23 protein-coding genes and 1 pseudogene are annotated in these 24,181 nt (G+C 55.0%); 5 read left to right on the top strand and 19 right to left on the bottom strand.

Annotated elements, in window-relative coordinates; translation table 11 throughout:
- The first annotated feature begins 99 nt into the window (after positions 1-99).
- Entirely contained in the window at positions 100-597 is a 498-nt protein-coding gene (locus tag GSF01_RS10465; protein WP_159883620.1) for a GyrI-like domain-containing protein, read from the top strand.
- A gap of 125 nt (positions 598-722) precedes the next feature.
- Here the strand turns inward: GSF01_RS10465 and GSF01_RS10460 are convergent, their stop codons facing one another.
- Positions 723-1,700, bottom strand: a complete 978-nt coding sequence (locus tag GSF01_RS10460; protein ID WP_159883618.1) for a helix-turn-helix transcriptional regulator — start codon at positions 1,698-1,700, stop codon at positions 723-725.
- 176 nt (positions 1,701-1,876) lie between these two features.
- On the opposite strand from GSF01_RS10460, the gene GSF01_RS10455 reads away from it, so the two are divergent.
- Complete coding sequence (locus GSF01_RS10455) at positions 1,877-4,036, top strand: DNA topoisomerase III (protein ID WP_159883616.1); 2,160 nt, start codon at positions 1,877-1,879, stop codon at positions 4,034-4,036.
- A gap of 114 nt (positions 4,037-4,150) precedes the next feature.
- Here the strand turns inward: GSF01_RS10455 and GSF01_RS10450 are convergent, their stop codons facing one another.
- Together GSF01_RS10450 and GSF01_RS10445 are read right to left on the bottom strand one after the other, a co-directional pair.
- The gene (locus tag GSF01_RS10450) at positions 4,151-4,456 is read right to left on the bottom strand and encodes a hypothetical protein (protein ID WP_159883614.1); all 306 of its coding nucleotides are present in this window, start codon (positions 4,454-4,456) and stop codon (positions 4,151-4,153) included.
- A 2-nt stretch (positions 4,457-4,458) separates the two neighbouring features.
- Positions 4,459-5,367, bottom strand: a complete 909-nt coding sequence (locus GSF01_RS10445; protein WP_159883612.1) for a TIGR01777 family oxidoreductase — start codon at positions 5,365-5,367, stop codon at positions 4,459-4,461.
- A gap of 206 nt (positions 5,368-5,573) precedes the next feature.
- Between GSF01_RS10445 and GSF01_RS10440 the strand changes: the two genes are divergently transcribed.
- Entirely contained in the window at positions 5,574-10,742 is a 5,169-nt protein-coding gene (locus GSF01_RS10440) for an AAA family ATPase (protein ID WP_159883610.1), read from the top strand.
- A gap of 107 nt (positions 10,743-10,849) precedes the next feature.
- Here GSF01_RS10440 and GSF01_RS10435 read toward each other — a convergent pair whose 3' ends face one another.
- From GSF01_RS10435 to purT, 8 genes and pseudogenes are all read right to left on the bottom strand, one after another.
- On the bottom strand, positions 10,850-11,647 hold the full coding sequence (locus tag GSF01_RS10435; RefSeq protein ID WP_159883608.1) for an alpha/beta hydrolase: 798 nt from the start codon (positions 11,645-11,647) through the stop codon (positions 10,850-10,852).
- A 30-nt stretch (positions 11,648-11,677) separates the two neighbouring features.
- A complete protein-coding gene (ytxJ, locus tag GSF01_RS10430; protein ID WP_159883606.1) occupies positions 11,678-12,019 on the bottom strand; it encodes a bacillithiol system redox-active protein YtxJ in 342 nt (113 codons plus the stop codon).
- A gap of 16 nt (positions 12,020-12,035) precedes the next feature.
- A complete protein-coding gene (locus GSF01_RS10425; protein WP_159883604.1) occupies positions 12,036-12,557 on the bottom strand; it encodes a metallophosphoesterase family protein in 522 nt (173 codons plus the stop codon).
- A gap of 101 nt (positions 12,558-12,658) precedes the next feature.
- A complete protein-coding gene (locus GSF01_RS29625) occupies positions 12,659-12,922 on the bottom strand; it encodes a YiaA/YiaB family inner membrane protein (protein ID WP_235941404.1) in 264 nt (87 codons plus the stop codon).
- A pseudogene (locus GSF01_RS29620) lies at positions 12,896-13,096 on the bottom strand (YiaA/YiaB family inner membrane protein); the annotation flags it as partial. The pseudogene GSF01_RS29620 and the gene GSF01_RS29625, both read right to left, overlap by 27 nt.
- Positions 13,097-13,358: 262 nt before the next feature.
- Positions 13,359-13,631: a hypothetical protein gene (locus GSF01_RS10415; protein WP_159883602.1), complete on the bottom strand. Its 273-nt coding sequence runs from the start codon at positions 13,629-13,631 to the stop codon at positions 13,359-13,361.
- Positions 13,632-13,698: 67 nt separating this feature from the next.
- Positions 13,699-14,487 carry a TIGR00266 family protein gene (locus tag GSF01_RS10410; RefSeq protein ID WP_159883600.1) on the bottom strand — a complete coding sequence of 263 codons (789 nt, stop codon included), beginning with the start codon at positions 14,485-14,487 and terminating at the stop codon, positions 13,699-13,701.
- Positions 14,474-15,679 carry a formate-dependent phosphoribosylglycinamide formyltransferase gene (gene purT / locus GSF01_RS10405; RefSeq protein WP_159883598.1) on the bottom strand — a complete coding sequence of 402 codons (1,206 nt, stop codon included), beginning with the start codon at positions 15,677-15,679 and terminating at the stop codon, positions 14,474-14,476. Before purT ends, GSF01_RS10410 begins: the two co-directional genes overlap by 14 nt.
- A gap of 218 nt (positions 15,680-15,897) precedes the next feature.
- On the opposite strand from purT, the gene GSF01_RS10400 reads away from it, so the two are divergent.
- The gene (locus tag GSF01_RS10400) at positions 15,898-16,221 is read left to right on the top strand and encodes a winged helix-turn-helix transcriptional regulator (protein WP_159883596.1); all 324 of its coding nucleotides are present in this window, start codon (positions 15,898-15,900) and stop codon (positions 16,219-16,221) included.
- Between the two features lie 311 nt (positions 16,222-16,532).
- Here GSF01_RS10400 and GSF01_RS10395 read toward each other — a convergent pair whose 3' ends face one another.
- Positions 16,533-16,715, bottom strand: a complete 183-nt coding sequence (locus tag GSF01_RS10395; RefSeq protein WP_235941396.1) for an aspartyl-phosphate phosphatase Spo0E family protein — start codon at positions 16,713-16,715, stop codon at positions 16,533-16,535.
- Positions 16,716-16,963: 248 nt separating this feature from the next.
- Between GSF01_RS10395 and GSF01_RS10390 the strand changes: the two genes are divergently transcribed.
- Entirely contained in the window at positions 16,964-17,662 is a 699-nt protein-coding gene (locus GSF01_RS10390) for a response regulator transcription factor (RefSeq protein WP_159883594.1), read from the top strand.
- Positions 17,663-18,117: 455 nt separating this feature from the next.
- On the opposite strand, the gene GSF01_RS10385 is transcribed toward GSF01_RS10390, so the two are convergent.
- From GSF01_RS10385 to GSF01_RS10355, 7 genes are all read right to left on the bottom strand, one after another.
- Positions 18,118-18,846: an ABC transporter permease gene (locus GSF01_RS10385; RefSeq protein WP_159883592.1), complete on the bottom strand. Its 729-nt coding sequence runs from the start codon at positions 18,844-18,846 to the stop codon at positions 18,118-18,120.
- A 3-nt stretch (positions 18,847-18,849) separates the two neighbouring features.
- Complete coding sequence (locus GSF01_RS10380) at positions 18,850-19,566, bottom strand: ABC transporter permease (RefSeq protein ID WP_159883590.1); 717 nt, start codon at positions 19,564-19,566, stop codon at positions 18,850-18,852.
- Positions 19,563-20,477, bottom strand: coding sequence for an ABC transporter ATP-binding protein (locus GSF01_RS10375; RefSeq protein WP_159883588.1), 915 nt, complete (start codon positions 20,475-20,477; stop codon positions 19,563-19,565). Before GSF01_RS10375 ends, GSF01_RS10380 begins: the two co-directional genes overlap by 4 nt.
- 145 nt (positions 20,478-20,622) lie before the next feature.
- Positions 20,623-22,017, bottom strand: coding sequence for a sensor histidine kinase (locus GSF01_RS10370; RefSeq protein WP_159883586.1), 1,395 nt, complete (start codon positions 22,015-22,017; stop codon positions 20,623-20,625).
- Positions 22,014-22,685, bottom strand: a complete 672-nt coding sequence (locus GSF01_RS10365; protein ID WP_159883584.1) for a response regulator transcription factor — start codon at positions 22,683-22,685, stop codon at positions 22,014-22,016. Before GSF01_RS10365 ends, GSF01_RS10370 begins: the two co-directional genes overlap by 4 nt.
- A 150-nt stretch (positions 22,686-22,835) precedes the next feature.
- Positions 22,836-23,579, bottom strand: coding sequence for a hypothetical protein (locus GSF01_RS10360; protein ID WP_159883582.1), 744 nt, complete (start codon positions 23,577-23,579; stop codon positions 22,836-22,838).
- Positions 23,580-23,665: 86 nt separating this feature from the next.
- On the bottom strand, positions 23,666-24,172 hold the full coding sequence (locus GSF01_RS10355) for a hypothetical protein (protein WP_159883580.1): 507 nt from the start codon (positions 24,170-24,172) through the stop codon (positions 23,666-23,668).
- Positions 24,173-24,181: the final 9 nt, after the last annotated feature.

Below are 24,181 nucleotides of genomic sequence, written 5' to 3'. Positions count from 1 at the left end.
CTGCTTTCCGTATCAACTATGACAGAAACTGACCACATTCTATGGTAGAGTGAGCTTTGTAAGCAACCCATTCCTTAAAAGAACAGGAGTCTGAGCCCTATGAGCATGAGAACCATGACCCCCGAAATTCGCAAGGTAGACGCGCTGCATGTGGTCGGCATGGAGCAAAACCATAAGTTTGTGCCCGGTGGTCCGATCGACACGATCGTACCGCAATGGATCCAATTCATGGAGCGCATCGGTGAGATTGAAGACTTAACGGGAGTTACGCTGGGCATCTCGCTATGCGACAAGCCCGAGCCTTCAGATACGCTGGATTATGCGGCAGGCGCGCTGGTCAGCGGTCGTCCCTCTTCCGTCCCGGACGGCATGAAGGCGTATGAGCTGAAGCCGCAAACTTATGCTGCGTTTCTTCACAAGGGCGCGATTGCTAGCCTGGGGGACACCTATCGGGCGATCTATAGCTGGATCGGCTCGAACGGAGCGTATACCCGCGCTCCGGCACCGGAATTTGAACGGTACGATGAACGCTATACGGGTTCAGAGGATGAACATAGCGAGTTCGAGATATACATCCCCGTCATTCCTGCCGGATAAATCAAGCTGACAAGCCGATAGAGTCGCAGACCTTGCGGGTTAACCCCCAGTCGCGCGACTCTTTAGCAGCTTGCTATGGGCCATCTCCGGCCGGAGAGAACGGATTTCTTGCAAGAATCTGCCGCCTACAAGCCGTAGGCCTTGTTTTGCTCTATCAGCCAGTTCCGGATCTCGCTAATGACCGCAGCCGGTTTCTCCACCACTACCCCAGGTCCAAGACCGGCGAAGTATTGGGCGAAGTAGCCGATCTCGTCCGGATGAATGCTCAAAGTAATCCGACCTTCTCCATTTTCCTCTACAACCATTTCCCGCTCGAACCAGGCCTCCCACCGAAACCGGCGCACAGCCTCCTTAGTCAACCGCGCCTCCAGCTGCAGCTTCTCGCTCCCTTCGGCTCTTCCCTGCGATGAAGACCGACCATCTGGCGGTTGAAACCAGTCGCTGATCGGGAAGCCGCTTATATCCATGACCGGATGCCCCTCTGCCGCCCAATCCGCATGGAGGAGCCGGTCCGCGCGAAAAAGCTGCAGCCGGTTCTTTAGGAAGCAGAATGCCGGGCTATACCAGAAGCCGTTATGCGAATATACCCCGACTGGCTGCAGCACCCGCTCCTTGGCGCCCTCCTTGGAATCGTACGTAACCTGCAAAGGGCGCTGCTGCATAGCGGCATCCAGCAGCAGTCGCAGGTAGGGAGCATGGATCTGCCGTTTGGGAGACCAGAAGACGACCCTATGCTTCATAATATCGATCTTTTGCTTCGTGTCCTCGGGCAAGTAGTAATAAAACTTAGTCAAGGCGCTCGCGGCCTCTTCATGAAACGGCAGAGCTCCATAATGCTGCAGCGACTGATAGGCGAAAAACATCGCGACCGCTTCCTGCTCCGAGAACATGATCGGCGGCAGCAAGCGTTCATTCAACACCCGGTATCCTCCATGAGGGCCATATTCCGCATATAAGGGGAGTCCCAGCTCGTCCAGCACTTGCAGATCGCGCATGATCGTGCGCTTGGACACCTGGAACTCCTCGGCCAGCTCTCTAACCGTAAATTTTCGCTTCTTGTTGACAGCGATCATCAGCTCCATCAATCTTTTGGATTTGCTCATTACCGGTCCACCTCGAATTCCTGTCCTATCCTCTCCTTATTATAGCCGATAACTAAGACATGGGATGGCATAGTTAGCGCTTCCTTCAGAAATATGGTACAACAAATAAACGGAGTATTAACATCCAGATCCGCAAGGACCTTGCATGCGGATCGGACGAGAGGAGCCGCTTGACTATGAAATCCCTGGTATTGGCCGAAAAGCCCAGTGTCGCCAAAGAAATTGCACGCGTGCTGGGCTGTGGGCAGAAACACAAGCATCATTATGAAGGATCAGCCTATGTGGTAACCTGGGCGCTGGGGCATCTGGTCACCTTGGCGGAGCCTGAGGACTATAACCCGAGCTACAAGGAATGGCGATTGGAGGATCTTCCGCTGATCCCGGCCCGCATGAAGCTCAAGGTTATCCGCGAGACGACGCCTCAGTTTAAAGCCATCTCCGCCCTCGCGAAGCGCGGCGACTTGAAAGAACTCATTATTGCCACCGATGCCGGACGGGAAGGAGAGCTGGTTGCGCGCTGGATCATGGAGCTGGTGCAATGGCGGAAGCCGTACAAGCGGCTCTGGATCTCTTCGCAGACGGATAAAGCGATCCGCGACGGCTTCGCCTCACTCAAGCCAGGACGCGATTATGACCGGCTGTACCGGTCTGCCGTGTGCCGGGCTGAGGCCGACTGGCTGATCGGGCTGAACCTGACTCGAGCCCTCACCTGTAAGCATAGCGCTCAGCTTGCAGCGGGTCGCGTTCAGACCCCAACACTAGCGGCGCTGATGGACCGCGAGAAGCAGATTCAGTCGTTCCAGTCCAAGGACTATTGGCTGCTGCGAGGCGACTTCGGCTCCTTCCAGGGCCAATGGAGAAGCTCGGCTGTGCCGGATGGGCGGCTTTTCGACCAGTCCGCGGCCGAAGCCCTTGTCCGGAAGCTCGAACGCGCCGCCTCTGCTCAGGTTGCGAGTCTGAAGCGCACGGAGAAGCAGGAGCCTCATCCGCTCGCCTACGATCTGACTGAGCTGCAGCGGGATGCCAACAAGCGGTACGGCTTTACGGCCAAGCAGACGTCGAACGTGCTGCAGCGGCTGTATGAGCAGCATAAGCTTGTCACGTATCCGCGAACCGATTCGCGCTATTTATCCACGGATATCGTACCAACGCTTGCAGGAAGGCTTAGAGCGCTTCAGGTGCCGCCTTACGCATCTCTGATCAAGCCCTTGCTGGCCAAACCGCTGCCCGTTTCCAAGCGGATCGCCGATGATAGCAAGGTCACCGATCACCATGCGATTATTCCGACGGATGAACGACCCTCGCTTCAACTGCTGGGGGCCGACGAGCGCAAGCTGTACGATCTGATCGTCAAACGGTTCCTCGCCCTCTTCTATCCTGCCTACCGCTACGACGAAACGACGGTCATGGTTCAGCTTGGGGGAGAGTCCTTCCACGCCCGCGGACGTGTCGTGCGCGAGCAAGGCTGGAGACAGCTATATGAGGAAGCGGTCTGGGCCGAGAGTGGAGACGACGATGCGGACGGCCAGACGCCGGACTCCGCCGGCGCTGCCCAGGAGCTGCCTCCGCTGACGCAAGGACAGAAGCTGGATACGCGCCGTCTTTCCCTGCACAAGCAGATGACCCGTCCTCCCGGCCGTTATACGGAAGCCGCCTTGTTAACCGTGATGGAGAAGCAAGGGCTGGGCACGCCGGCCACAAGGGCCGATATTATCGAGAAGCTGCTGCAGACCGATACGATCGAACGGCGGATGAACACCCTGCAGCCTACGGGTAAGGGGGCTCAGTTGATCCATCTGGTATCGCCCGAGCTTCGTTCCTCGGAGCTCACCGCCTCTTGGGAGCAGGAGCTTCAGCGTATTGCCACCGGCCAGGGCGATGCCGACGCATTCATGAGCCGCATCCGCAAGCAAACGGAATCCATCGTTCGCGAGGTCAAGGTCAGCAGCGCCGAATACAAGCCCCATAACTTGACCAGCTCCCGCTGTCCGGAGTGCAGCAATCCGCTGCAGGAGATCAAGGGCAAGCAGGGCAAGCGGCTGGTATGCAGCAACCGGGAATGCAGCTACCGCCGGGCCGCTGAAGCCCCGCTGTTAAACAAGCGCTGCCCCCAATGCCGCAAAAAAATGGAGCTTCATGAAGGCAAAGCCGGCAAATATGCGCAATGCAAGCCCTGCAATGTGATCGAGATGCTCGGGGATTCGCCGGGAGGCCGGGGAGGAAAAAGCGCTAAACGGCAGCAGTCGCAGATGGTCGAGCAGTTCAGCGACAACGTATCGCTCGGCTCAAGTCTGGAGGAGGCGCTGCGGGCCGCGCTGGAGAAGAAAAACTCGTGATCGAACCGGATAGACCCCGCTGACGCCCTGGTACCAGGAGAACGCGGGAAACCGCTCCTGCTAACGCCGAATGTTCAAAAGCCCTGACCGGATTTTCCCGGCCAGGGCTTAGCTTTATTTGGTTAAAAGTGCAGGCTGGACGTGACGCTCGAAGTAAAGACGCAGCTGCGCCTTCTCCGACTCTGTAAACTGGTATTCGCAGTCCCTTCCCTCATCCTGCGCGGCAATGTCCACCAGCAGCCCGTCTCTCGTGGCGATCAACAAAGCGCCGAGCTCGGCGATCGAAGCCGGAATAAGCTTAGGCTCCGCCGTCTCTACCTGGACATAGACATCCACCCATTGCCCATCGCGAATGTCTACGACGTGCTTCATCTCGGTGAACTGAAGCTCCTGCACATCCGTACTCCCGTAAGTCAGCATCGTTATGCCTTCACCTGCTTCCGCTCCGGCAGCAGATCCATCAGCGCAAGCTCGATAACCGGGTAGTTAAAATGAAAATTTCGATCCAGCGCGACCTTGGGAAAAACCCGCTGGCCCTTCAGCAGCAGCTGGCTCATCTCACCGAACATCAGCTTCATGATGAACGCAGGTACCGGGAATCGGTAAGGCTTGCCGAGCTGCTTCGCCACCTTCCTGCCGAATTCGTCATTGCTGACAGCGACAGGACTCGTGGCATTCACGGGTCCTTCCAGCTCCGCGTCGCCGATGCAAAAGTCGATCAGCCGACATAAGTCGTCGATATGAATCCACGACATAGGCTGCGTCCCGGTCCCGATCCGGCCGCCTACCCCCCATTTGAACGGAGCTATCATCTTGGGGAACGCGCCTCCGTCCTTGCCCAGAACGACGCCGAGCCGCAGCAGCACGACCCGTGTATCGGGAATCTGCTCGGCGGCAGCTTCCCACTCATCGACGACACTGGACAGAAAGTCATCCTTCCTCCATTCGCTTTCCTCAATAAACGATTCCGTCTCCGACATGCCGTAGATGGCCACTGCGGAAGCGTTGATCAGCGCAGGCTTGGTTTCCATGCCCTCGATCCAGGCTCGGACACGAGCAACGGCGTCCAGCCGGGACTGCATGATCCGCTTCTTCGCTTCGTCCGTCCAGCGCTGATTGATCGTCTCGCCAGCCAGGTTGACGATGGCGTCGACCCCTTCCAGCAGCCGGCTGTTCGCGTCCAGCTCATCCCAGGTGACGTACCGCACCAGCGGATGATCCGATTTTTGCTTTTTGCGTACGACGACGAGCAGGCTCGCCTTCTGTTTCATATAATAGTCGATCAAGTGTTTCCCGATAAAACCGGTCCCACCGGTGATTGCCACCTTCATCTGCATTCCTCCGCCATTGATTATGCCCTACATTATATCTCATATAAGAGGGATTGAGAAATAAGGATTCGTCACGCCGGTTAGTTTTCCTTATGCTGGATGGAGTTGTACCGTCTTCCAAATGAAAATGAGTCGTTTTATGGTTGATTATGCCAGTTAATGAAAGTAAAATAGCATCAGAAGATCTAGCATCGGAGGTCGCTGCATTGGTATGGGATTTGAATGAAACATCTGTCGAATCGGTTGATGAATATGGTCAAACCGGTCTATTCCGAGCCAAAGAACGAACTACCGGCCTCATTCGATACTTTAAAACTATACTTCCCGAGCATTCACTCGAGCCCGCTTCCCGGAAGCTGCAAACCGAATTCCATATAGCCGCCAAGCTTCAAGCCGCCGACATCTGGATGCCCGAGCAGGAAGGCCGCTGGCAAGGCGCTCCCGCTCTGTTAATGACCGTAATCGAAGGCCAGCCGCTCGCTTCCTATCTTAAGTCCAGTCCGCTCGAGCTGACGCTTTTTCTCCATCTGGCTACAGGAATGGCCGAAGCTGTAAGCAGGCTGCACCAGACCAAGCATGTCCATTTGGCGCTTTCGCCACAAGCTTTTTTTGTCGAATCAAATCGGAAATCCTGCAAATTAACCGAGCTCCATCGGGTGACTCCGCTCTCTGCGGCAACCGAGCTCGGATCGGAAAGCTTGTCGATGCTGACCCGTGACAAGGATCCAATATGGTATGCCGCGCCCGAGCTGCTTGGACGGCTGAGCCGCCGCTTGGACGCGCGTACGGATATTTATGGCCTTGGCGTGTTGTTCTACCGCATGCTGAGCGGCGTTTTCCCGTTCGACACCGAGGATATCGCCGGACTGATGCACGCCCATGTCGCCAAGGAGCCTGTGCCGCTGACGGCCTGGCACATTCCGAAGCCGATCTCGGATATCGTCGGCAAATGCTTGATGAAGGAGCCCGAGCAGCGGTACCCGAGCTCTTTCGCTCTGCGGCGGGACCTGAACCTGGCGCTCGACAGGCTGTTGACCGAAGGGTTTCTTGATGACTACGAGATTGAAGCGGAGTCGATATCGGATCAATTCTCGATCTCGGAGACGATCTACGGCCGGGAGGAGCAGCTGCAAACCCTGGAGGACGCCTATACGAGGGCTTCGGAAGGAAGCAAAGAAATCGTGTCGGTTTCCGGCATCTCCGGAATTGGCAAATCGTATCTGATTCATGAATTCCAGAAGATCGTTCAGCAGCGGGGCGGCTTATTCGTCGCCGGCAAGTTCGATCAGTTCAAAAGGGATACGCCTTACTATGCTCTTCAGCAAATAGGCAATCAGTTGCAGCAGCACTTGCTTACGCTCGTGGAAAGCGAACTGGAGAGCAAAAGAAAGCAAATTCTTCACGTCGTGGGCTCCAACGGACAAATTCTGGTGGATATGATTCCCTCGCTCGAAGCCGTTCTAGGGCAGCAGGTGCCTCTGCCGAAGCTGCCGCCCGCTGAAATGCATAACCGCTTCGTATCGACGCTGCAACATTTTCTGTCCGCCTTTTCATCCAAGGATCAGCCTCTTGTCCTCTTCCTGGATGATCTGCAGTGGGCCGATGCAGCATCCCTTCAGCTCTTTCAAGATATGAGCATAGGATCGGCTGGGAGCCACTGTCTGTACATCGTCGCTTACCGCGATCGGGAGGTCGGAAGCGAACATCCGCTGCGCGGTCTGCTGGACCGCATCCAACGGAGTAAAAGCTTCTCCCTCACAGGAATACGTCTCGAGCCTCTTCGATCCGACCATATGGAGCGTCTGCTTGCCGAAAGCTTGCGTCCCTGCGCACAATCCGTATGTAAGCTGTCGCAATTGATGATGCAGAAGACGAAGGGCAATCCTTTTTTCACCAAACAATTTTTCCGTTCCATCTATGATCAGCAACTGCTCTGGTTCGATTATGACGCCTGCCAGTGGACTTGGGACGAAGCCAAGATTCAAGAGCTTCATATGACCGATAACGTCGTCGACTTTATGATTAACAAAATTCTCCGTCTGCCTGAGGAGCTTCAGCATCTGCTTATGCATGCCGCCTGCATCGGCCATCAATTTACAGACGATATTCTCGCGCTATCCACCGGTCTGAACCCCGAAGTGATCCGTCAGCATCTGTTGGCGGCCGAACAGGACGGTCTGATACATGGCTCGAGGAAGGTCAAAGGCATCGATAGGGGCCAGCACACCTATAAATTTCTGCACGACCGTGTATATCAAGCCATGTACTCCATGGTTTCCGATGAACGCAAAATCGGCATCCACCTTCATATCGGCCAGATGATGGAGCAGCGCTACCGGCATGCGGGCACCTTGGAAAGCAATGCCTTCGAAGTCGCCAGCCAGTTGAATCTCGGAGCCTCCCTGCTGCAAGCCGTCGAGGACCGCGAACGTCTTGCCCGCTTGAATCTGCTCGCTTGCCGCCGCGCCAAGACAAGCTCCGCCTACGACATGGGCCTCCGCTTTGCCCTGCACGGATGCGAGCTGCTGATGGCGGACCGGTGGCATAGCCAGTATGAACTGGCCTATGCGCTTCAGCTCGAGAAGGCGGAGCTGGAATACTTATGCGGCTACTTCGATGAGGCGAAGGAGTCCTTCTCGGTAACTATTCGCCATGCCCGTACCCGATCGGAGAAAGCAGAAGCTTACACCCTCATGATGGTGCTGTGTACAAACACGGGCGAGCATGAAGAGGCCCTGCGTCTCGGCCTGGAAGGACTGCAGCTGTTCGGCATCCGGATCAGCGCCAAGATCGGCAAGCCGGCTATTCTCTGGGAGCTGATGAAGTCACAGCTGCGCAAAGGCGCGCGCCGCATTGACGATCTGCTCGATATTCCCGTCATGACCGATGCCGAGCATAAGGCCGTGATGCGCCTTCTGCTTAATCTGATCGCGCCCGCCTATTACTTGAACTCGGAGCTCTACATTTATCTGATGCTGCGCATGTTCAATTACTCACTGAAAAACGGGCATACGGAGGCAAGCGCACTCGCCTTCTCCACATACGGGGTCATCATGAGCTCGATGCTCGGCCGTCTGCAAGCGGGCTACGACTACGGCATGCTTGGGGTAAAGCTGAGCGAGACCTTTGAGTATTTGCCGGTGAAGTGCAAGGTATATTTCGGTTACGGAGCCTTCACGAGCCAGCTGAAGGAGCATGTCGGCACCAATGTGGAGCAGCTTCGCAAGGCTTATCATTTCGGAGTCGAATCGGGGGATTTCGTGTACGCCGGTTACTCGATCACGTTCAGTTTTTTTCTCCGGCTGTTTAAAGGAGATCATCTGGCTGAGGTGCTCAAGGAGACCGAGCAATACCAAAATTTCATAGTTAGGGCCAAGGATCGCGACACGTCCATGATCCTGACCATTCTTCAGCGTTATGCGCACAATCTAAATGAACAAACGGCCCATCTCTCCTTGCCGGGTAGTCCGGTAACGGAATGCTTTATGACCGACGAGGAGCTTGCCCAGCTCTCCGGCTATACCAACAATGCCGTTATTCATACGTACTATGCCATGCAAGCGCAAACGTATTATCTTTTTGGCCGGCTGCCGGAAGCGAAGAAGCTGCTGGACGAGGCGGAGGCTACCTTGCTTACGGTGTTCGGCATGCTGCATGTGCAACTTCATCATTTCAACTATGCCATGGTCCTGATGGGCTTATATCCGGATGCCGGTACTTCGGAGCAGAAGAGGTACCGCCGCCGCATCCAGGTCAGTCTGCGCTTCCTCGGCAAGTGGGCCCAGCATACCCCGGACAATCTCCTGCATCTCCAGCTGCTGCTGGAAGCAGAGTGGAACCGGTTAACGGGGTCGCGCAGCGTCGCGGAGGAGAAGTATGATCAGGCCATTCATTATGCGGGTAAATTCCGCTTCGTCCACTATGAGGCAATGGCCAACGAATGTGCAGCCAAGCACTATTGGCAGCTCGGCAAGCTGAAAGTTGCCCGCCCCTATTTGCTCGAGGCGCGCAGCTTGTATCTTCAATGCGGGATGGTTCGGAAGGCCGCCGAGCTGGATGAACGGTATCCGCATCTCGTTCAACGGGGCCAGGCCGAGTCCTCCATCGACTTGTCCAGCATCGTGAAGGCCTCCCAGGCCATGTATAGCGAAGCGATCTTCCAGCAAATGCTGGACCTTATCATGGCGGTCGTTCTGGAGAACGCTGGCGCCGAACGAGGCTTGCTTGCGCTCGTTCGGGACGGGCGGCTGTTCATCGAAGCGGAGAAAGCTCTGCATGCTCCGTTCGAGGCTCTGCACGGCTCCTCCCTTGAGCATTGCCAACATGCCGCGGTCTCCGTGATGCAGTATTCGGCCCGAACGGGAGAGCCGGTCCTGCTCGTCGATGCGGTACGATCGGAGCTATTCGCGAAGGATCCGTACATTCAGTCCCACCGGCCTCGCTCGGTTCTGTCGGTGCCGATCGCCCGTTCAGGCCAGCTGGTCGGCGTGCTGTATCTGGAAAACAATCTCGCGACCTACGTGTTTCATGAGGAGCGTCTGCACACCCTGAAGCTTCTTGCTTCGGAAATTGCCGTACTGATCGAGAATGCCAAGCTTTGGGAGCATTTGGAATCCAAAAATTACAAGCTCCAGATGCTGGAAGAGCAGGAGAAGAGTATCCGTTTGCAACTGAGCGAGAAGGAGCGCTGGGTTCAGTCATCCGAAGCGACTATGCTGAATATCCGCAAGGCTCAGCACGAGCTGATCAATAACGTTCAAACGGTTCATGCGCTATTGATGATGAATAAATACGATATGGCCAAAGATTATATCTCGGTCTGGTGCAAGGAGATCGTCCACCAATCGATTGTCGGCTCCGTCAAATTCCCGGTGCTTGGGGTCGTGCTAAACCACCTCTCTCTTACCTGCATTTCCAAGCGGATCGAGCTCCAGATTAGCGGGGATCTTGACTGCACGTTCGAGCAGCTTACGCTGCCCATCAGCTATTTTTCAAGCATTATTCATAATTTACTTAAGAATGCCGTTGAAGCGATCCCCGATGAAGATACGCTCAGGACGGTCAAGCTGACGATTGCGGAGCGGCCGGACAGCTACCACCTTACCGTGTTTAATACCGGCTCATATATTCCAGAAGAGAAGCTTAAGCGAATATTTGATAAAGGCTTCTCGACCAAGTCCGAATCGGCCAATTCGGGGCTTGGCCTGCATATCGCCCAAAATTATGCGGAGCATTACGGAGGCCGTATCGACTGTGTGTCCCTCCTGGATGAAGGCACCTCCTTCCATGTCGTTCTGCCCAAGCGTCAAGACGAGCAGGATAAAAATGCCGGTCTTCGCGAGCCCGACTCCCACCCGGCCGTCCCTACCTCCTAGGGCGACCTTGCAGGAAAAAAATAATAGCAAAAAACCGTGGGACTTTCCTGTCGTCAAGACCAGAGAAAACCCACGGTTTTTTGCCAACTGGCCTGCGCCGGATGCGCTTAGCCGTGAAGCTCCCGCTCTACAAAACGCAGAGCGTCGGACAGATGCTCGGCGAAGTAGGACCACTGATGCTCCCCTTCGAATTCCAGATACTCGTGCTCATAGCCGATCTGATCGAGCAGCGCCTTGAACGCCTGGTTAGCCGGGAATAAATAGTCCCCGCGCCCGCAGTTGAAATGCAAAGCGGGCCTCAGGTCTTCCCGGACGCGCTGTGCGGCAAGCACATGTAAATCAAGCTGCTTGGCATAAGGACCATGCAGCGGGCCCATAATACGAGGCGTCTCCGATCTGTACTCCTGCGGCGTCAGCAGGGAGGTGGAGATCAGCGCTCCGGCTATGCTGCCTGCGGCCCCGAACGTTTCGGGATTGCGCAAGGCCAGCGAAAAGGCGCCGTAGCCGCCCATGGACAGGCCCACAAGCGAGCGGCGAGTGCGATCGGCGATCGTACGGAATTCACGGTCAATCGCCGGAATCAGGTCATACAAGAAATAATCCTCGAAGCGGCCGGTGCCGTCATACCAGTTCACATAGAATGTTCCGTGACCGTAACCGCCGTCATTCGGAATCACGACGATACTTTCACTAAGTTCCCCCGCTGCCATCATCGCATTGAGGGTCGCTTCGGCGTTCCCCTTTACCGTCCAGCTTGTTTCGTCTCCATTCAGCCCATGAAGCAAATAAACGACGGGATAACGGTTGTCCTCGCCGTCCTCATATCCGGCAGGGAGATAGACCTGACAAACCTTTCGAGCAAACAACGAACCGGAAAAAAAGGAAAACGGAATGAAATGGCCCATATTACTTCCCCTCTCGCCCTTGTCCTGCCCTTAGTTCAAGACGGCGTTCAGATGTTCCTCGGTAATCGCCCAATGCGAGGTATTCCATACGGTTTCTTTGTTTTTTACATAAAGCACTTGCGGCGAGGCATGCTTGACTCCCGTGTCCTCGGCAATCTGATTGGATACCGGACGGGACTCGATCACCTTCACCAGCAGATAGTCAACCTCAGTGTTCGGAGACTTGCCCAAATAGGCCTCGTACTCCTGAAGCGCGTTGAAGCTGACCGGGCAAGCCGTGCTGTGCTTCAGCACCACGAGTGCTTTGTTATCGCTGTTTTGCAGAGCTTGCTCCCATTCCTCGTTCGTGCTGATTTCCTTCCAACTGGCCATTTGCTTATCCTCCATCTCATGAATATTTAGCCGGACTGCGGTCCGTGTAATAATAATGCCGGGCTCCGATCTGTTCGGTAAGCTCCAGAATGCCATAGGAGTACATGTCTTGACGCCGCTTGTCGGTAGGCGATCCGGGGTTAAAGAGCAGAACGCCGCCGCGCATGTCCTGATACGGAATATGCGAATGTCCGAACAGCACGATATCGACGGACGCCTCCCCGCCAGAAGCGCAGAAGGTCCGGTAAGCCGTATCCGGCGTTGAGCGCCCTCCGTCTCCATGAACGAGACCGATGCGGTACCCGGCCAGCTCCAGCACCTTGCTCCTGCCGAATCGACGGACGATCCCCGGCCCGTCGTTATTGCCTGCAATCCCGTCTACAGGCGCGATCGCAGCGAACCGATCAACGATAGACTCTGCGATCCAGTCCCCGGCATGAAGAATCAAGTCCACACCGCTCAAGCCCTCGACCAAGGCGGCCGGAAGCTCCGGCTTGTGATCGTATAAGTGTGTGTCCGACACGATACCGATACGCATGCTTCATCTCCTTTGCGGCTGTGTATATCATTCTACCATAATTGTCCGGGCGAGAACAAAAAAGACCTTCCGCATCTCGGATGGTCTCCTTGGTTAACGAGCTATTCGAGGACTTCCGTCCTGCCGTATACATCCTGATCCTCCTTGTTGTCGCGTACCGTCTTCTGGAGAACGAAGGACGACATGGTCAGAAACAATGCCGTAACCGCATAATACCCTTGAACGGAGAGCGGCTGGTTCAGATTGAAGATCCCTATAAACATGGCCAGCAGCGCCGTTCCGAAGGCCGTCCAGGACAGGAAGGTGAACGCGCCGGTATTTCTTCTGCGGCTCTCCCCTTCTCCGTCTTCCTGGTTGTCGCGAATCGTTTTCTGAAGAACGAACGAAGCCATCGTCAGGTACAGGGCGGTGACTGCGTAATATCCCTTCACCGAAAGCGTTTCTTCCAGCGTATAAATGCCGATAAACATGGCCAGCAGCGCGAAAGTAAATGAGGCCCAAGCCAGAAAGGTAAAAGCTCCGGTATTCCGTTTTTTCATCATGTCCGACACCTCTTCATATTAAGTTTATGATTAGCTTTTAGTACCTGGTGTTGATAGTTATATCTTACCAGCTTTCCGCAATCCGGCCAGTACTATCTTTATGTAGTACTCTTTGGCCGCTGCCATCCAACCAGTATCCAAATAAAAAAGGTACGGCCTCCTCATGTCTGAGGGGCTGTACCTTTTCTGTGTCAAAGCACTTGTTCAGCAGCCTCGCCTCCAGGGCGGGCGGTTCATCGCGCTTTCATTACGGCAGGCGTCAGTTCGGGTTACCTGCAATCTCCAGAGCTTGCTCGGAGATCGTCCCTTTGAACTTGGACATGCAGTTGCATAAGAAATCTTTGCGGCAAATCGGGCAGGGCTCCTTGAGCAGCCTGTTGATATGTGTCGGCTGCAGACTGCCGGTGGCGTCCGTATCATAGATCAGACGGCATACGGTCCGGTCTTTGAGTTGGGCTACGATCTCGAACAATCCATTCTTCGGATTGTGGCTGACGATTTTGGCATCGACGACCTGTGGGTTATATGCCATCTTCAGCACTCCTTTTCCACTTGAGCATTTTGAATGTCAAAACTCTGTATTAAGAATGATAACGTTCTTAACGGTCGCCGTCAAGCAGATTGCCGAGGCCCCCGAGGATACTGCCTTCTTCCTTCCGTCCTCCTGCACGCGAAGCGCTCAGAACCCGGTCTGCCAGCCTGCTGAACGGCAGAGACTGGATCCATACGCGTCCCGGTCCGCGGAGCGTGGCGAAGAACAAGCCCTCTCCTCCGAACAGAGCTGTCTTGACTCCCTTGACGAATTCGATATCGTAGTCGATATCCTGTGTCATCGCCACCAGACAGCCTGTATCGACGCGAAGCATTTCTCCCGGCCGCAGCACCCGCTCGCAGATCGCGCCTCCGGCGTGGACAAAGGCAAGTCCGTCCCCTTCGATTTTCTGCATGATGAAGCCTTCGCCTCCGAAGAAGCCCACACCCAGCTTACGCTGGAAATCAATGCCGACCGACACTCCCTTGGCCGCGCACAGGAAGGCATCCTTCTGACAGATCAGCTTGCCGCTTAGCTCCGACAAATCCATCGGCAAAATGCGGCCCGGATAAGGGGATGCGAAGCTTACGCGCTCCTTGCCGTGTCCCCGGTTCGTAAACAGCGTCATAAACAGGCTTTCTCCCGTCAAAAGCCGCTTACCCGCTCCGAAGAGCTTGCCGACGAGTCCCTTGTCTTGATCGCTGCCATCGCCAAAGATCGTTTCCATCGTGATGTTTTGGTCCATCATCATCATGCTGCCCGCTTCAGCAATTACGCTTTCGCCCGGATCCAGCTCGATTTCGACAAATTGCATCTCCGAGCCTTCGATCCGGTAATCAATCTCATGCGCGTTCATCCGATCCACTCCTCGTTATGTATTCCAATCGCAGCGAATGCGCTGCCTGCTTGGCGCGGTCTCTGGCAGTCTCCACGCGATCAGCCGAGGCAAGAGCTACCGCCATACGGCGTCCAGGCTTCGTCTCGGGCTTGCCGAATACGCGGACTTGCGCATGAGGCACGGCCAAAGCGTCCTCCAGCCCCCCGATGCGGAAATCCCGGCTATCGCGATCCGCCTTGAGCGTGTATGAGGCGCCCGGCGTCAGTAGCCGAACATCCGGGATCGGGAAGCCCATAATGGCTCTGACATGCAGCGCGAACTCGGACAAATCCTGGGTCGCCATCGTCACCATGCCCGTATCATGCGGACGCGGACTTACTTCGCTGAAATAAACGCGGTCCGGAGCAAGAAAGAGCTCTACGCCATAGATGCCCCAGCCTCCGAGCGCTTCCGTAACGGCCCCGGCGATCTGCTGCGCTTCTTGAATCTGCGCATCGCTCATCCCGTGCGGCTGCCAAGATTCAATATAGTCGCCATCTTTCTGAATATGCCCGATCGGCGCGCAAAAAGTCGTTCCGCTCACAGAGCGGACGGTCAGGAGCGTTATTTCCGAATCGAATCGGATAAATTCCTCAACGATGACCCGGGTTTTCTTAGCCCGTCCGCCCTCCATCGCATAATTCCATGAATGCTCCACGTCCTCGGGCGTCCGGCATACGCTCTGACCTTTGCCCGACGAACTCATGATCGGCTTGATGACGCAAGGAGTGCCGATCTCGGCTACGGCCGCCTTCAGTTCCTCCAGACTGTCCGCAAACGCATATCGGGCGGTCGGCAGACCGAGCGTCTCCGCTGCCAGGCGACGGATACCCTCCCGATCCATCGTCAATCGAGCCGCATTGGCCGTCGGAACGACCATATAGCCCTCTGCCTCCAGCTCGACAAGCGTCTGGGTAGCGATGGCTTCAATCTCCGGCACGATCAGGTCCGGACGTTCCGCTTCGATCACGCGCCTCAGCGCCTCGCCGTCCAGCATATCGATCACATGGGAGCGATGCGCTACCTGCATAGCCGGGGCGTGGGCGTAGCGGTCTACGGCGACGGTCTCGACGCCTAGACGCTGCGCTTCGAGCACGACCTCCTTGCCAAGCTCGCCCGAACCAAGCAGCAGCATCTTTTTGGCTTGTCCTGTATAAGGTGCTCCGTACATGTTTGCCTATTCCTCCTGTCGATAATGTTGCAGACTCCTATCGCATTTATACTGGATTTGACGCTTTTTTTCAACCAAAAATTGCAACAGTCGACAAGAAAGCCCTTTCGAATTGGCTGCCGACTAGCAAAAATCGGACAAGATGCGCAAACTCGACACAAAAACCTTACTTAATCGAAGTAACTTATGCTAAAATGAATACAGAAGAGGTGAGAACGATGTCCGATCATCCACAAGCGATGTGTCCGAGGTTTGAAGCAGCTTTTGAAATTTTGGGGAAACGATGGACGGGGTTGATTGTCCGTGCGCTGCTGCAAGGTCCAAGGAGATTTAAAGATATTTCGGAGATGATACCCGGTATGAGCGACCGGATGCTGGCGGAGCGGTTCAAGGAGCTGGAAGCCGTCGGAGTCATCAGCAGGCACGTATATCCCGAGACGCCGGTGCGTATCGAATACCAATTGACTGAAAAGGGAAAAGCGCTGCAGCCGGTTATGGAAGCCGTCCAGCATTGGGGAGAATCGTGGTGCATGAAGGAGTAGCCGCGCTTCTTCCTTCTTGTTACCGGAGGGATTCCGCCGATAACTCAATAAAGCGCTTCCGTCAGGTTGGCTCGGGACATCCGAGGAGCCTGCGCAGCTCCTTCGCGCTTTGCGGGTGTCCTCCCTCCGGTTCATCATGATCAGGTAAAAAAGAAAAGGACGAATCGCTGCCGATCGTCCGGGACATACTCTGATGAACTACATAATCGTTATTGGGGATCTGTAGAGACCCCCGTATGGAAAATTAACGCTCGAAGGATCGAAGCAGCCGTCCTGTCCTTCCTTGCGGAATCGAGCCGCTCTTGAATTCATCAAGAGGTTTTACGGATCGGACGGGAATCGCGCATGGCCCTCAGGATCAGCTGGTCCAGCTCCATGCTCTTTCTGACTACCTTCGGGTCGGTTAACTGCAAATTTTGGCCGGAAATCAGCTGGCCCAGTTCATCGACACATTTCTGAATTTGCCGCTCCAGGCGGGTACACGTCTTAATCAAGGTCGCTTCCTCCTATTCGTGTGTTCGTACTTACGAACCACACCGAGATAGTTTTTATCGCTTACATTCTGTTACATTATCTTTAACCATTTCAAAATGCTGGAAACCAGTCCAACTGTATTTTCTTTTCGTATCTCCATTTATTCCTATTATGCATGCTAATGTTTTGAAAAGTAGCAGCAAGGAATTTATAAGATATGAATATCTCTAACAAGTTCCTAATATTTTCGATTGTCGAGGTGGCTGTCATGTCTAGAATATTGCTGGTTGAAGATGATCATGGTATCGCAGATATGATGTCCATTTATTTGAGCGAGGAAGGCTATACGGTCAACAGGGCTTCTGACGGCCAACAGGGCATCCGGATGTTCAATGAACACCATCCCGACGTTATTATTCTCGACCTGATGCTGCCGGACACGAACGGCATTGATCTGTGCAAGCAGCTCCGCAAGGTCTCCTCCGTCCCCATCATGATCGTCTCGGCCAAGAACGAAGTTTCCGAGAGGGTCAACGCTTTGATGAACGGCGCGGATGACTATTTATGCAAGCCCTTCAGTATGAGGGAGCTTGCCGCGCGAACGACTGCTCTGCTGCGGCGCTCGGCCCTGACGCATCAAACAAGCGCTGCTCCGGGAACCGAAACGGTAGCCGAGGATAAGCGGGATATCGTGCTCGATATGGAGAAACGCTGTATTTATATTCACAAGCAGCCTATCGAAACGACCTACTCGGAATTCGAAATTATGAAAAACTTCTGGCTGTATCCGGGCAAAGTGTTCTCTAGAGAGGAATTATTGAATAAAATCCGGGGGATCGATTCGTTCGTGACCGAGAGGTCTGTAGATGTTCATATCACCAATCTGCGCAAGAAGGTTGAAAGCGAACCTAAGGAGCCGAAGCACATCAAGACGGTATGGGGAGTCGGCTATAAGTTCGAGATGTAGGCTGTAGGCTCTCCTCCCTTGGACGAGCCCGCATCAAGACCGTTCGGAGGTCCCGTACCCCCGGACGGTATTTTTTTTATTCGCGGGAGAGAACTGGTCTTGCCCATTAAGCTCCCTTGACCTCCAAGTTAACTAAACGGGTTGGTCCGATTATTTATCAGGGTATGGCCGAATGGGAGGGCTTGGCATCCCCTATTATGAGCATATATCCGGAGAGGAGCTGCATGAAAGTTTATTGGAAGACCGTGGATGTGTTTTTTTGGGGGGAATGTATTTCTATGTTAATGCTGTCTTACTTCGAAACCGGGTCTTTCTTATCATAGCAGATGCCGATCTGCTGCAGCAGATCGGCATCTGGATAAGCGGACGAGCAACAATCCGACAGCAGTAGCTAGTAGCTCTGCTTACTGCTTTGGAGGATTAACCGAATCTGCGGCTGAGCCGCCCAAACCTAGTCAAATCGCTTTCTTCGAGAAATAAACCATACTGGATAGCAGGAACAGCGCAAACCCGCCCAGTATAATCCCGAACAACGTGGCTGCAGACACATTGAAAGCGCCGAATGCAGTAGGACTGCCGGGCATCATGGCCAGCATCGGCTGAGCCCAGGCGTAGTAAGGTCCATAGTCGGCGGAGTTGGTAATCAGCATATTGGGCAAGGTAAAAATAGCGTTGACGGCGAGCGGCGCCGCGAAGCTAGACCACGCCATCGAGATTCCCAGCTGCATCGCAGCCAGCGGCAAACAAGCCAGCAAACCGCCTAATAATGAGCGCAGCAGCACTATCCAAGGGATCGGGGATGCTAGCCCTAATGCCATCCCGACAAGCAGCAAGCTTCCCAGAAATAACAGTTGCGTGATGACAAGCAGCAGGACGACGAATCCAAGCTTCACCAAAAATACCTGGCTGCGCGTGACAGGAAGGGCAAGCATTTGTTTCCAGCCTCCGCCGATATGCTCATAACGGCATACCAGCGCCGCGTAAACGCCTGTCAGTAACGGAAGAAACAGCATGGCATGCAGCACAGACATCTCGGATAGCAGGATCAGCCACGCCGAAGAGTCCTGAGCACGTTCACCTTCAAAAAAACCGATGGACGCCGCAAGCAGCGGGCTGACTGCAGCCAGCATCCAGATGACCGTTCTCCGGAGCTTGAGCCATTCCGAACGTATCATAGCGATCATGGACTACTTCACATCCTTACGTATAAATTCGAGCAAGCCCGCACCTAGGACTACTATCCCTCCGAGAAGTCCCCATGTTACCGAATCAAGCGGGTTGCCGGCTGCATTTTGCAAATACGGCCATTTATAGGGCATCCAATCGCCGAACCGGACCGAAAAAAGCGAAAACACAGTTCCGGCTATTCCGATCATGAGCGGAACAGCTTGATTGTGCATCGTTACGGAAAGCCATACCTGCAGCGCGATGAACGGGACGATAGCCAGGTACGGGTAGTAAGCCATCATGAGCAGGGAACGGTACGGGATCAGACCTATTCCAAATCCAAGACCCGCACCGAGACCGATCGTCCCGATGGCAAGCAGTGTCGCCGAGCAGCCGAGCAGCAGCAAGGTCAGCAGAAATTTGCCCATGTACACCTGAGTCTTCGTCACGGGCAGCGCAAGCGTCTGCTTCCAGGCGTTCATCTGATGCTCGATGCCGGCCGTCAAGGAAGCGATCAGGGTTAACCCGATGAAGAGCGTCGGCACGGTCAGCATCGAGACATTGCCCAGCAAGCTGCTCCACGGATCGGACGCGTACCTCTTCATCAAGTAGTCGTAACGAAGAGCGTAATTCAATCCTTGCAAACCGACTACTCCGAGCGGTCCCAGCACAATCAGGAACCAGATCAGCTTTTTGCGGATTTTCAACAGCTCTGTCATGAGCACACGAACGATCATAGACTCCCCTCCCCGCCGGTCATCTTCAAGAAGATGCTCTCCAATGAAGCTCCCTCCTCCTCCACGCGGTAGACGTCGAAGTCTTGCCGGACCAGACTGGCTACGATAGCTGCAATCCTAGAATCGGATGCCCCGTTCACGGTCAGCCGGCTGCGGTCCCATTCCGCCTCATAGCCCGCCGCGAGCAGCTGCCTCCAAGCCGATTCCGGATCGCTTACCCCGAGCCGGACTTTTGCCTGCGCCCTTTCCCGCAGCGCACCGATGGAATCTTGAAATAGCATTCTTCCCTTAGCAATAATCCCGACTTTCGTCGCCATTTGCTCAATCTCCGACAGGAGATGGCTCGATACCAGAACGGTCATCCCCAGTTCCTTCGGCATGCGCTTGATCAGCTCACGGATCTCGAGAATGCCCGCAGGGTCCAGGCCGTTGGTCGGCTCATCCAGAATCAGCAGCTCAGGCTGCCCCAGCAGAGCGGTGGCGATGCCCAGCCTCTGCTTCATGCCGAGCGAGAAGCCTTTTACAGGCCTGCTGGATTCTGCCGTCAGCCGCACCACGTCCAATACTTCACCAATCCTGGCGCGCGGCGCGCCGAGCAGACGGCGGACAACCTCCAGATTCTCTCGTGCATTCAAATGCCCGTAGTAGGACGGATACTCGACGAGCGAACCTACCTTGCGCAGAATGGACAGCCTTTCTTTTCTCAGATCCTTTCCGAATATGCGGATACTTCCCTGAGTCGGCTTGGCGAGGCCCAGCAGCATGCGGATAGTTGTCGTTTTACCTGCGCCGTTCGGCCCCAGGAACCCGTAAATATCTCCTTGTCCGATCTGAATCTTTACGTCGTTTACGACCGCCTTCCCACCTATTGCTTTCGTTAGTTTCTCAGTTTCTACGATCCATGAATTCATCCTTCTATCACCTCGCAACCTATCTTACATGCGCAAGGTTAAATCCCGGAGCCCGTTCCGTTTAAAATTCGTTTAAAAATCGGCAAGGACCAGAAACGTGTCCTTCTCGGGGAGCTCCTGAGCTCTCTCCCACAGAAAAAACACGCTAACCGGAGTCGGCGACTCCGCCAGCGTGAGCTTTAGGCGAGATGCGAATGATGGTCTCTCCGGTCTTGCTTGAGATGGAGCTCTTCAGCCTCATCTCCTTCAGCATCAAGGAAATGATGGACAAGCCAAGTCCGGCCCCCTTCTCCGGAGACTCTCCGGTCATGCCCGGACCATGATCGGTGATGATAATGGCCCCTCCATGCTCACTTGTCACATGCAAACCGATATAGCGGCCAGAGCTGGCATGACGGAGCACATTCTGCAAATAATTGTCCAATACGCGCTCCAGCCAAGCCGGATCAACCTGCCAATAGACGGATTTGTCATCTACATCCAGGTCCATCGTAAAGCCTGCCTGCTCAAAGACCGGATACCAGCTTGCAAACAGCGTCCGAACGGTCCGCACCATCTCGACGGAACGGGGCTGATACGGGTATTTGCCGGCGGCTAGCAGCGAATACGAGAACAGGTTGTCGATCAGTCGGCTGAGATGATCGATTTTGCTTTCGATCAGCCGGGTGGATTCGATCCCTCTGTCCGACAGCTTCTCGCCTCTTAAGCTATACGCATGACCGCGGATAGTCGTCAGCGGGGTGCGCAGATCATGCGACAGCTTGGCGATCAGATCTCTGCGCAGCGCCTCCTCTCCGGCTTCACGTGTCCGGCTGTCCTCCAGCTTCCGCACCATATCGTTAAACGTCGCCTCCAGCCGTCCGATTTCGTCCTCATTCTGCACGGTGATCGGACCTGGCAGGCCATGGTCGGCTGCTTCCGTCATCGCCTTTTGCATGCGAACGAGCCGCCGCCTGATCTGATTGAAGAACAGGAAGGAGATACTCAGGAAAGCCGCTATGATAAGCAGCATGCCTGTCATAACGAATGTCCCATGGCTCTCCCACAGCAGCCCTCCTTGCGGCTTCAGATACTCACGCGGAAGCTCAAAGATCAGGAACCCTTCCTCCTGAGCCTCTCCGAGGAAAGCAACGACCGTAAACGGATCGCCGTTAATCCGCTCCTTCATAAATCGAATCGAATACGAGGATGTCCACACTTCAGGATACTCGTTTGTCACTGGAAGCTGTACCCGGGTAGCGCCCGCTGCGTCCACATAGAGCATGCCTGCTTCCGGATAGCGCTCCTGAAGCACCGCCAGTTCCCGAGTTATCGTCTCCGGGGACGCACCGCCAAGCTTCGCCGCTTCTCGATGCCACATGGCTTCCAACCGGACTGCGCTTTCATACCGCTCCTTGCCGCCGCTATCTCCGCCCATCGTGTCAATCGACAGAAACATCAGGATAGGCACAAGGATGAAGGTTGCCGGAAGCAGCACCAGCGCCCCCAGAATGATGAGCATATATTTCGATAGCAGCGAGTTCCGGAACCATGCCCTCATAGCTTCACCCGATAGCCCAGGCCTCGGATCGTTTCGATAATCGCCGGCTCACTAGGCTCAATCTCTATTTTTTCGCGCAGGTAACGAATGTGAACCATCACTGTTTTATCCCCTTCTAGATAAGGCTCGCCCCATACGGACTCGTAGATTTGTTCCTTCGTCACGATCTGATTGGCATGCTTGATGAAAAAACGAAGAATATGCAGCTGCTTGGAGGTCAGCTGAATTTCCTCGCCGCTCCGCTCATCGATGACGGATTGCTGATCCAGCCGCACCCGGATATGTCCCAGACGAACTTCTTGACCGAAAGCATGGCCGAACCTCCGCTGCAATACGTCAAGACGCGCCGCCAGCTCGTCCGGATGGAAGGGCTTGGTCATATAATCGTCCGCAAAGCTAAGTCCCTGCAGCTTGTCCTCCATTGAGGCCAGCGCCGACAGCATCAGAATAGGCACCCGCGGCGCTTCCCGCTTCAGCCTTTGACCGACCGAAAATCCATCCAGACCGGGCAGCATGACGTCCAGCACCACGACATCGGCCTGCTTCGCTTCTTCCACTGCCCCTTCGCCAGATGTCAGCCAAGTTACGCAGTATCCTCGCCGCTCCAGATCCGTTTTCACCCAATTGCCGATTTCCTCGTCGTCTTCGATATACAAGATTCTTTTCATAGGCAGCTTCTCCATCTCAAAGTCGTTCAATCGCGCTTAAAGTTCCTTATATTCTAGGGGACTCCAGGCGGGATAGGAAGTTAAATTTCGTTTAAAAAAAGCCCCCCATCCACCTTAGCAGTGGGATAGAAGGCTGTCGATAACCGATCGCTACTTACGCGTATCGGCATTATCCGGAAACACATATTGAATCATCGTATTAAACTCATTCACGTACGGTGTAAGGCCGACCGGACCTTGCTCTTCCTTGGCATACAAACGCACACGCTGTACAAAGTTCGGGTTAGCGGACACAAAGACCTCCTGAATATTCGTAGGAGCGGCCGCATGCACCAGCTTCCGGATCTCGTCGGCCTTGCTGTAGCCGAGACCGCCGTTCTCCGTCCAGGAGATCCGGTTCGGCGTCCCTTGTCCGGTGCCGAACAAACCGGCACCGCCCTTCTCCGTCATCCGATGGCTCATCGTGTCAGGATTCGCTTCCTCGTCGGGATTATGGCCTTCCAGGACGACCGCTACATAAGCATTCACCTCGGTCATCAGCACCTGAGCAGACCGCACTCCGGGCAGCTCGGCGATCTTGGCCGCGATACCCGGGTCGAACGCGATCGTATTCGCCAAATGACGGTTGGTCATGTCGAGCTGGGTCCGGCCGATGTATTCGGGAGCTTTACGCTCCTCCTGATCCTTCACCCAGCGGTCCTTCACGCCAAGCGACGGATCTTCATTATTTCGCGAGTCGCGGTCATACAGCGCATGCTGGCGATAATCCGCAAGCCCCGCCCCCGGCCCCCTGTCGGAAGGCTTGTTGCCCGAACAGCCGCTTAGCAGCAAGCTTGAAACGGCAGCCAGACAGAGACCATAAGCGGCTGCTTTGCCCGTTATCCTGATATTCATCCTGCACTTCCCTCCTGTTTCTCCTGCTAGTGGAGACTCCAGGTTTAGGATGAATCATCTGCAGCAAATTCATGCGCCAGGGCCCGCTACTTTTCCTCCGAATCCTTCTCGCCCGGCTCCAGGCGCCGAAGCAGCCGCTCCACGGCAGCCTCGGACAAATCGCCCTGCGCCTTAAAAAGGTTCAGCTCCTCCACGATCTGCCGGCCGATCGCCTCATAATCTTCTTCCTCTTCCGCATAAGAGGGATCGAACCAGACATAGTCGCCATCCGGGCCGTTGCGCAGAAAAGGCTTGCCCCAATGCTCAGGATAAGCATACGGCTGCTCGCCAAACAGAATGCCCAGCACATCGTCGGACTCCAGTGGCAGCAGCTGATGGAAGATTTCATCCTGTCCGCCTGTTCCTATCGCAGCGACGTTCCGGTGAAGGTAGGCATAATGCAAATAATGCTCGCCCGTTGACCGGTCCTTGCCGATTTCATACAACTCCAGCTCATCCTCTCGCAAGGTGCGGACCGTCTCCAGTCTCTCCTGCATAGATTCCGAGGATACAAGCTTCCGTTCCTTCCAGGATAGTTCCGCGTTTTGCTCCATAGAGCATGC

It is taken from the genome of Paenibacillus puerhi (assembly GCF_009846885.1).
Classification (GTDB): domain Bacteria; phylum Bacillota; class Bacilli; order Paenibacillales; family NBRC-103111; genus Paenibacillus_G; species Paenibacillus_G puerhi.
This window is presented reverse-complemented; position numbering and strand designations above follow the sequence as displayed.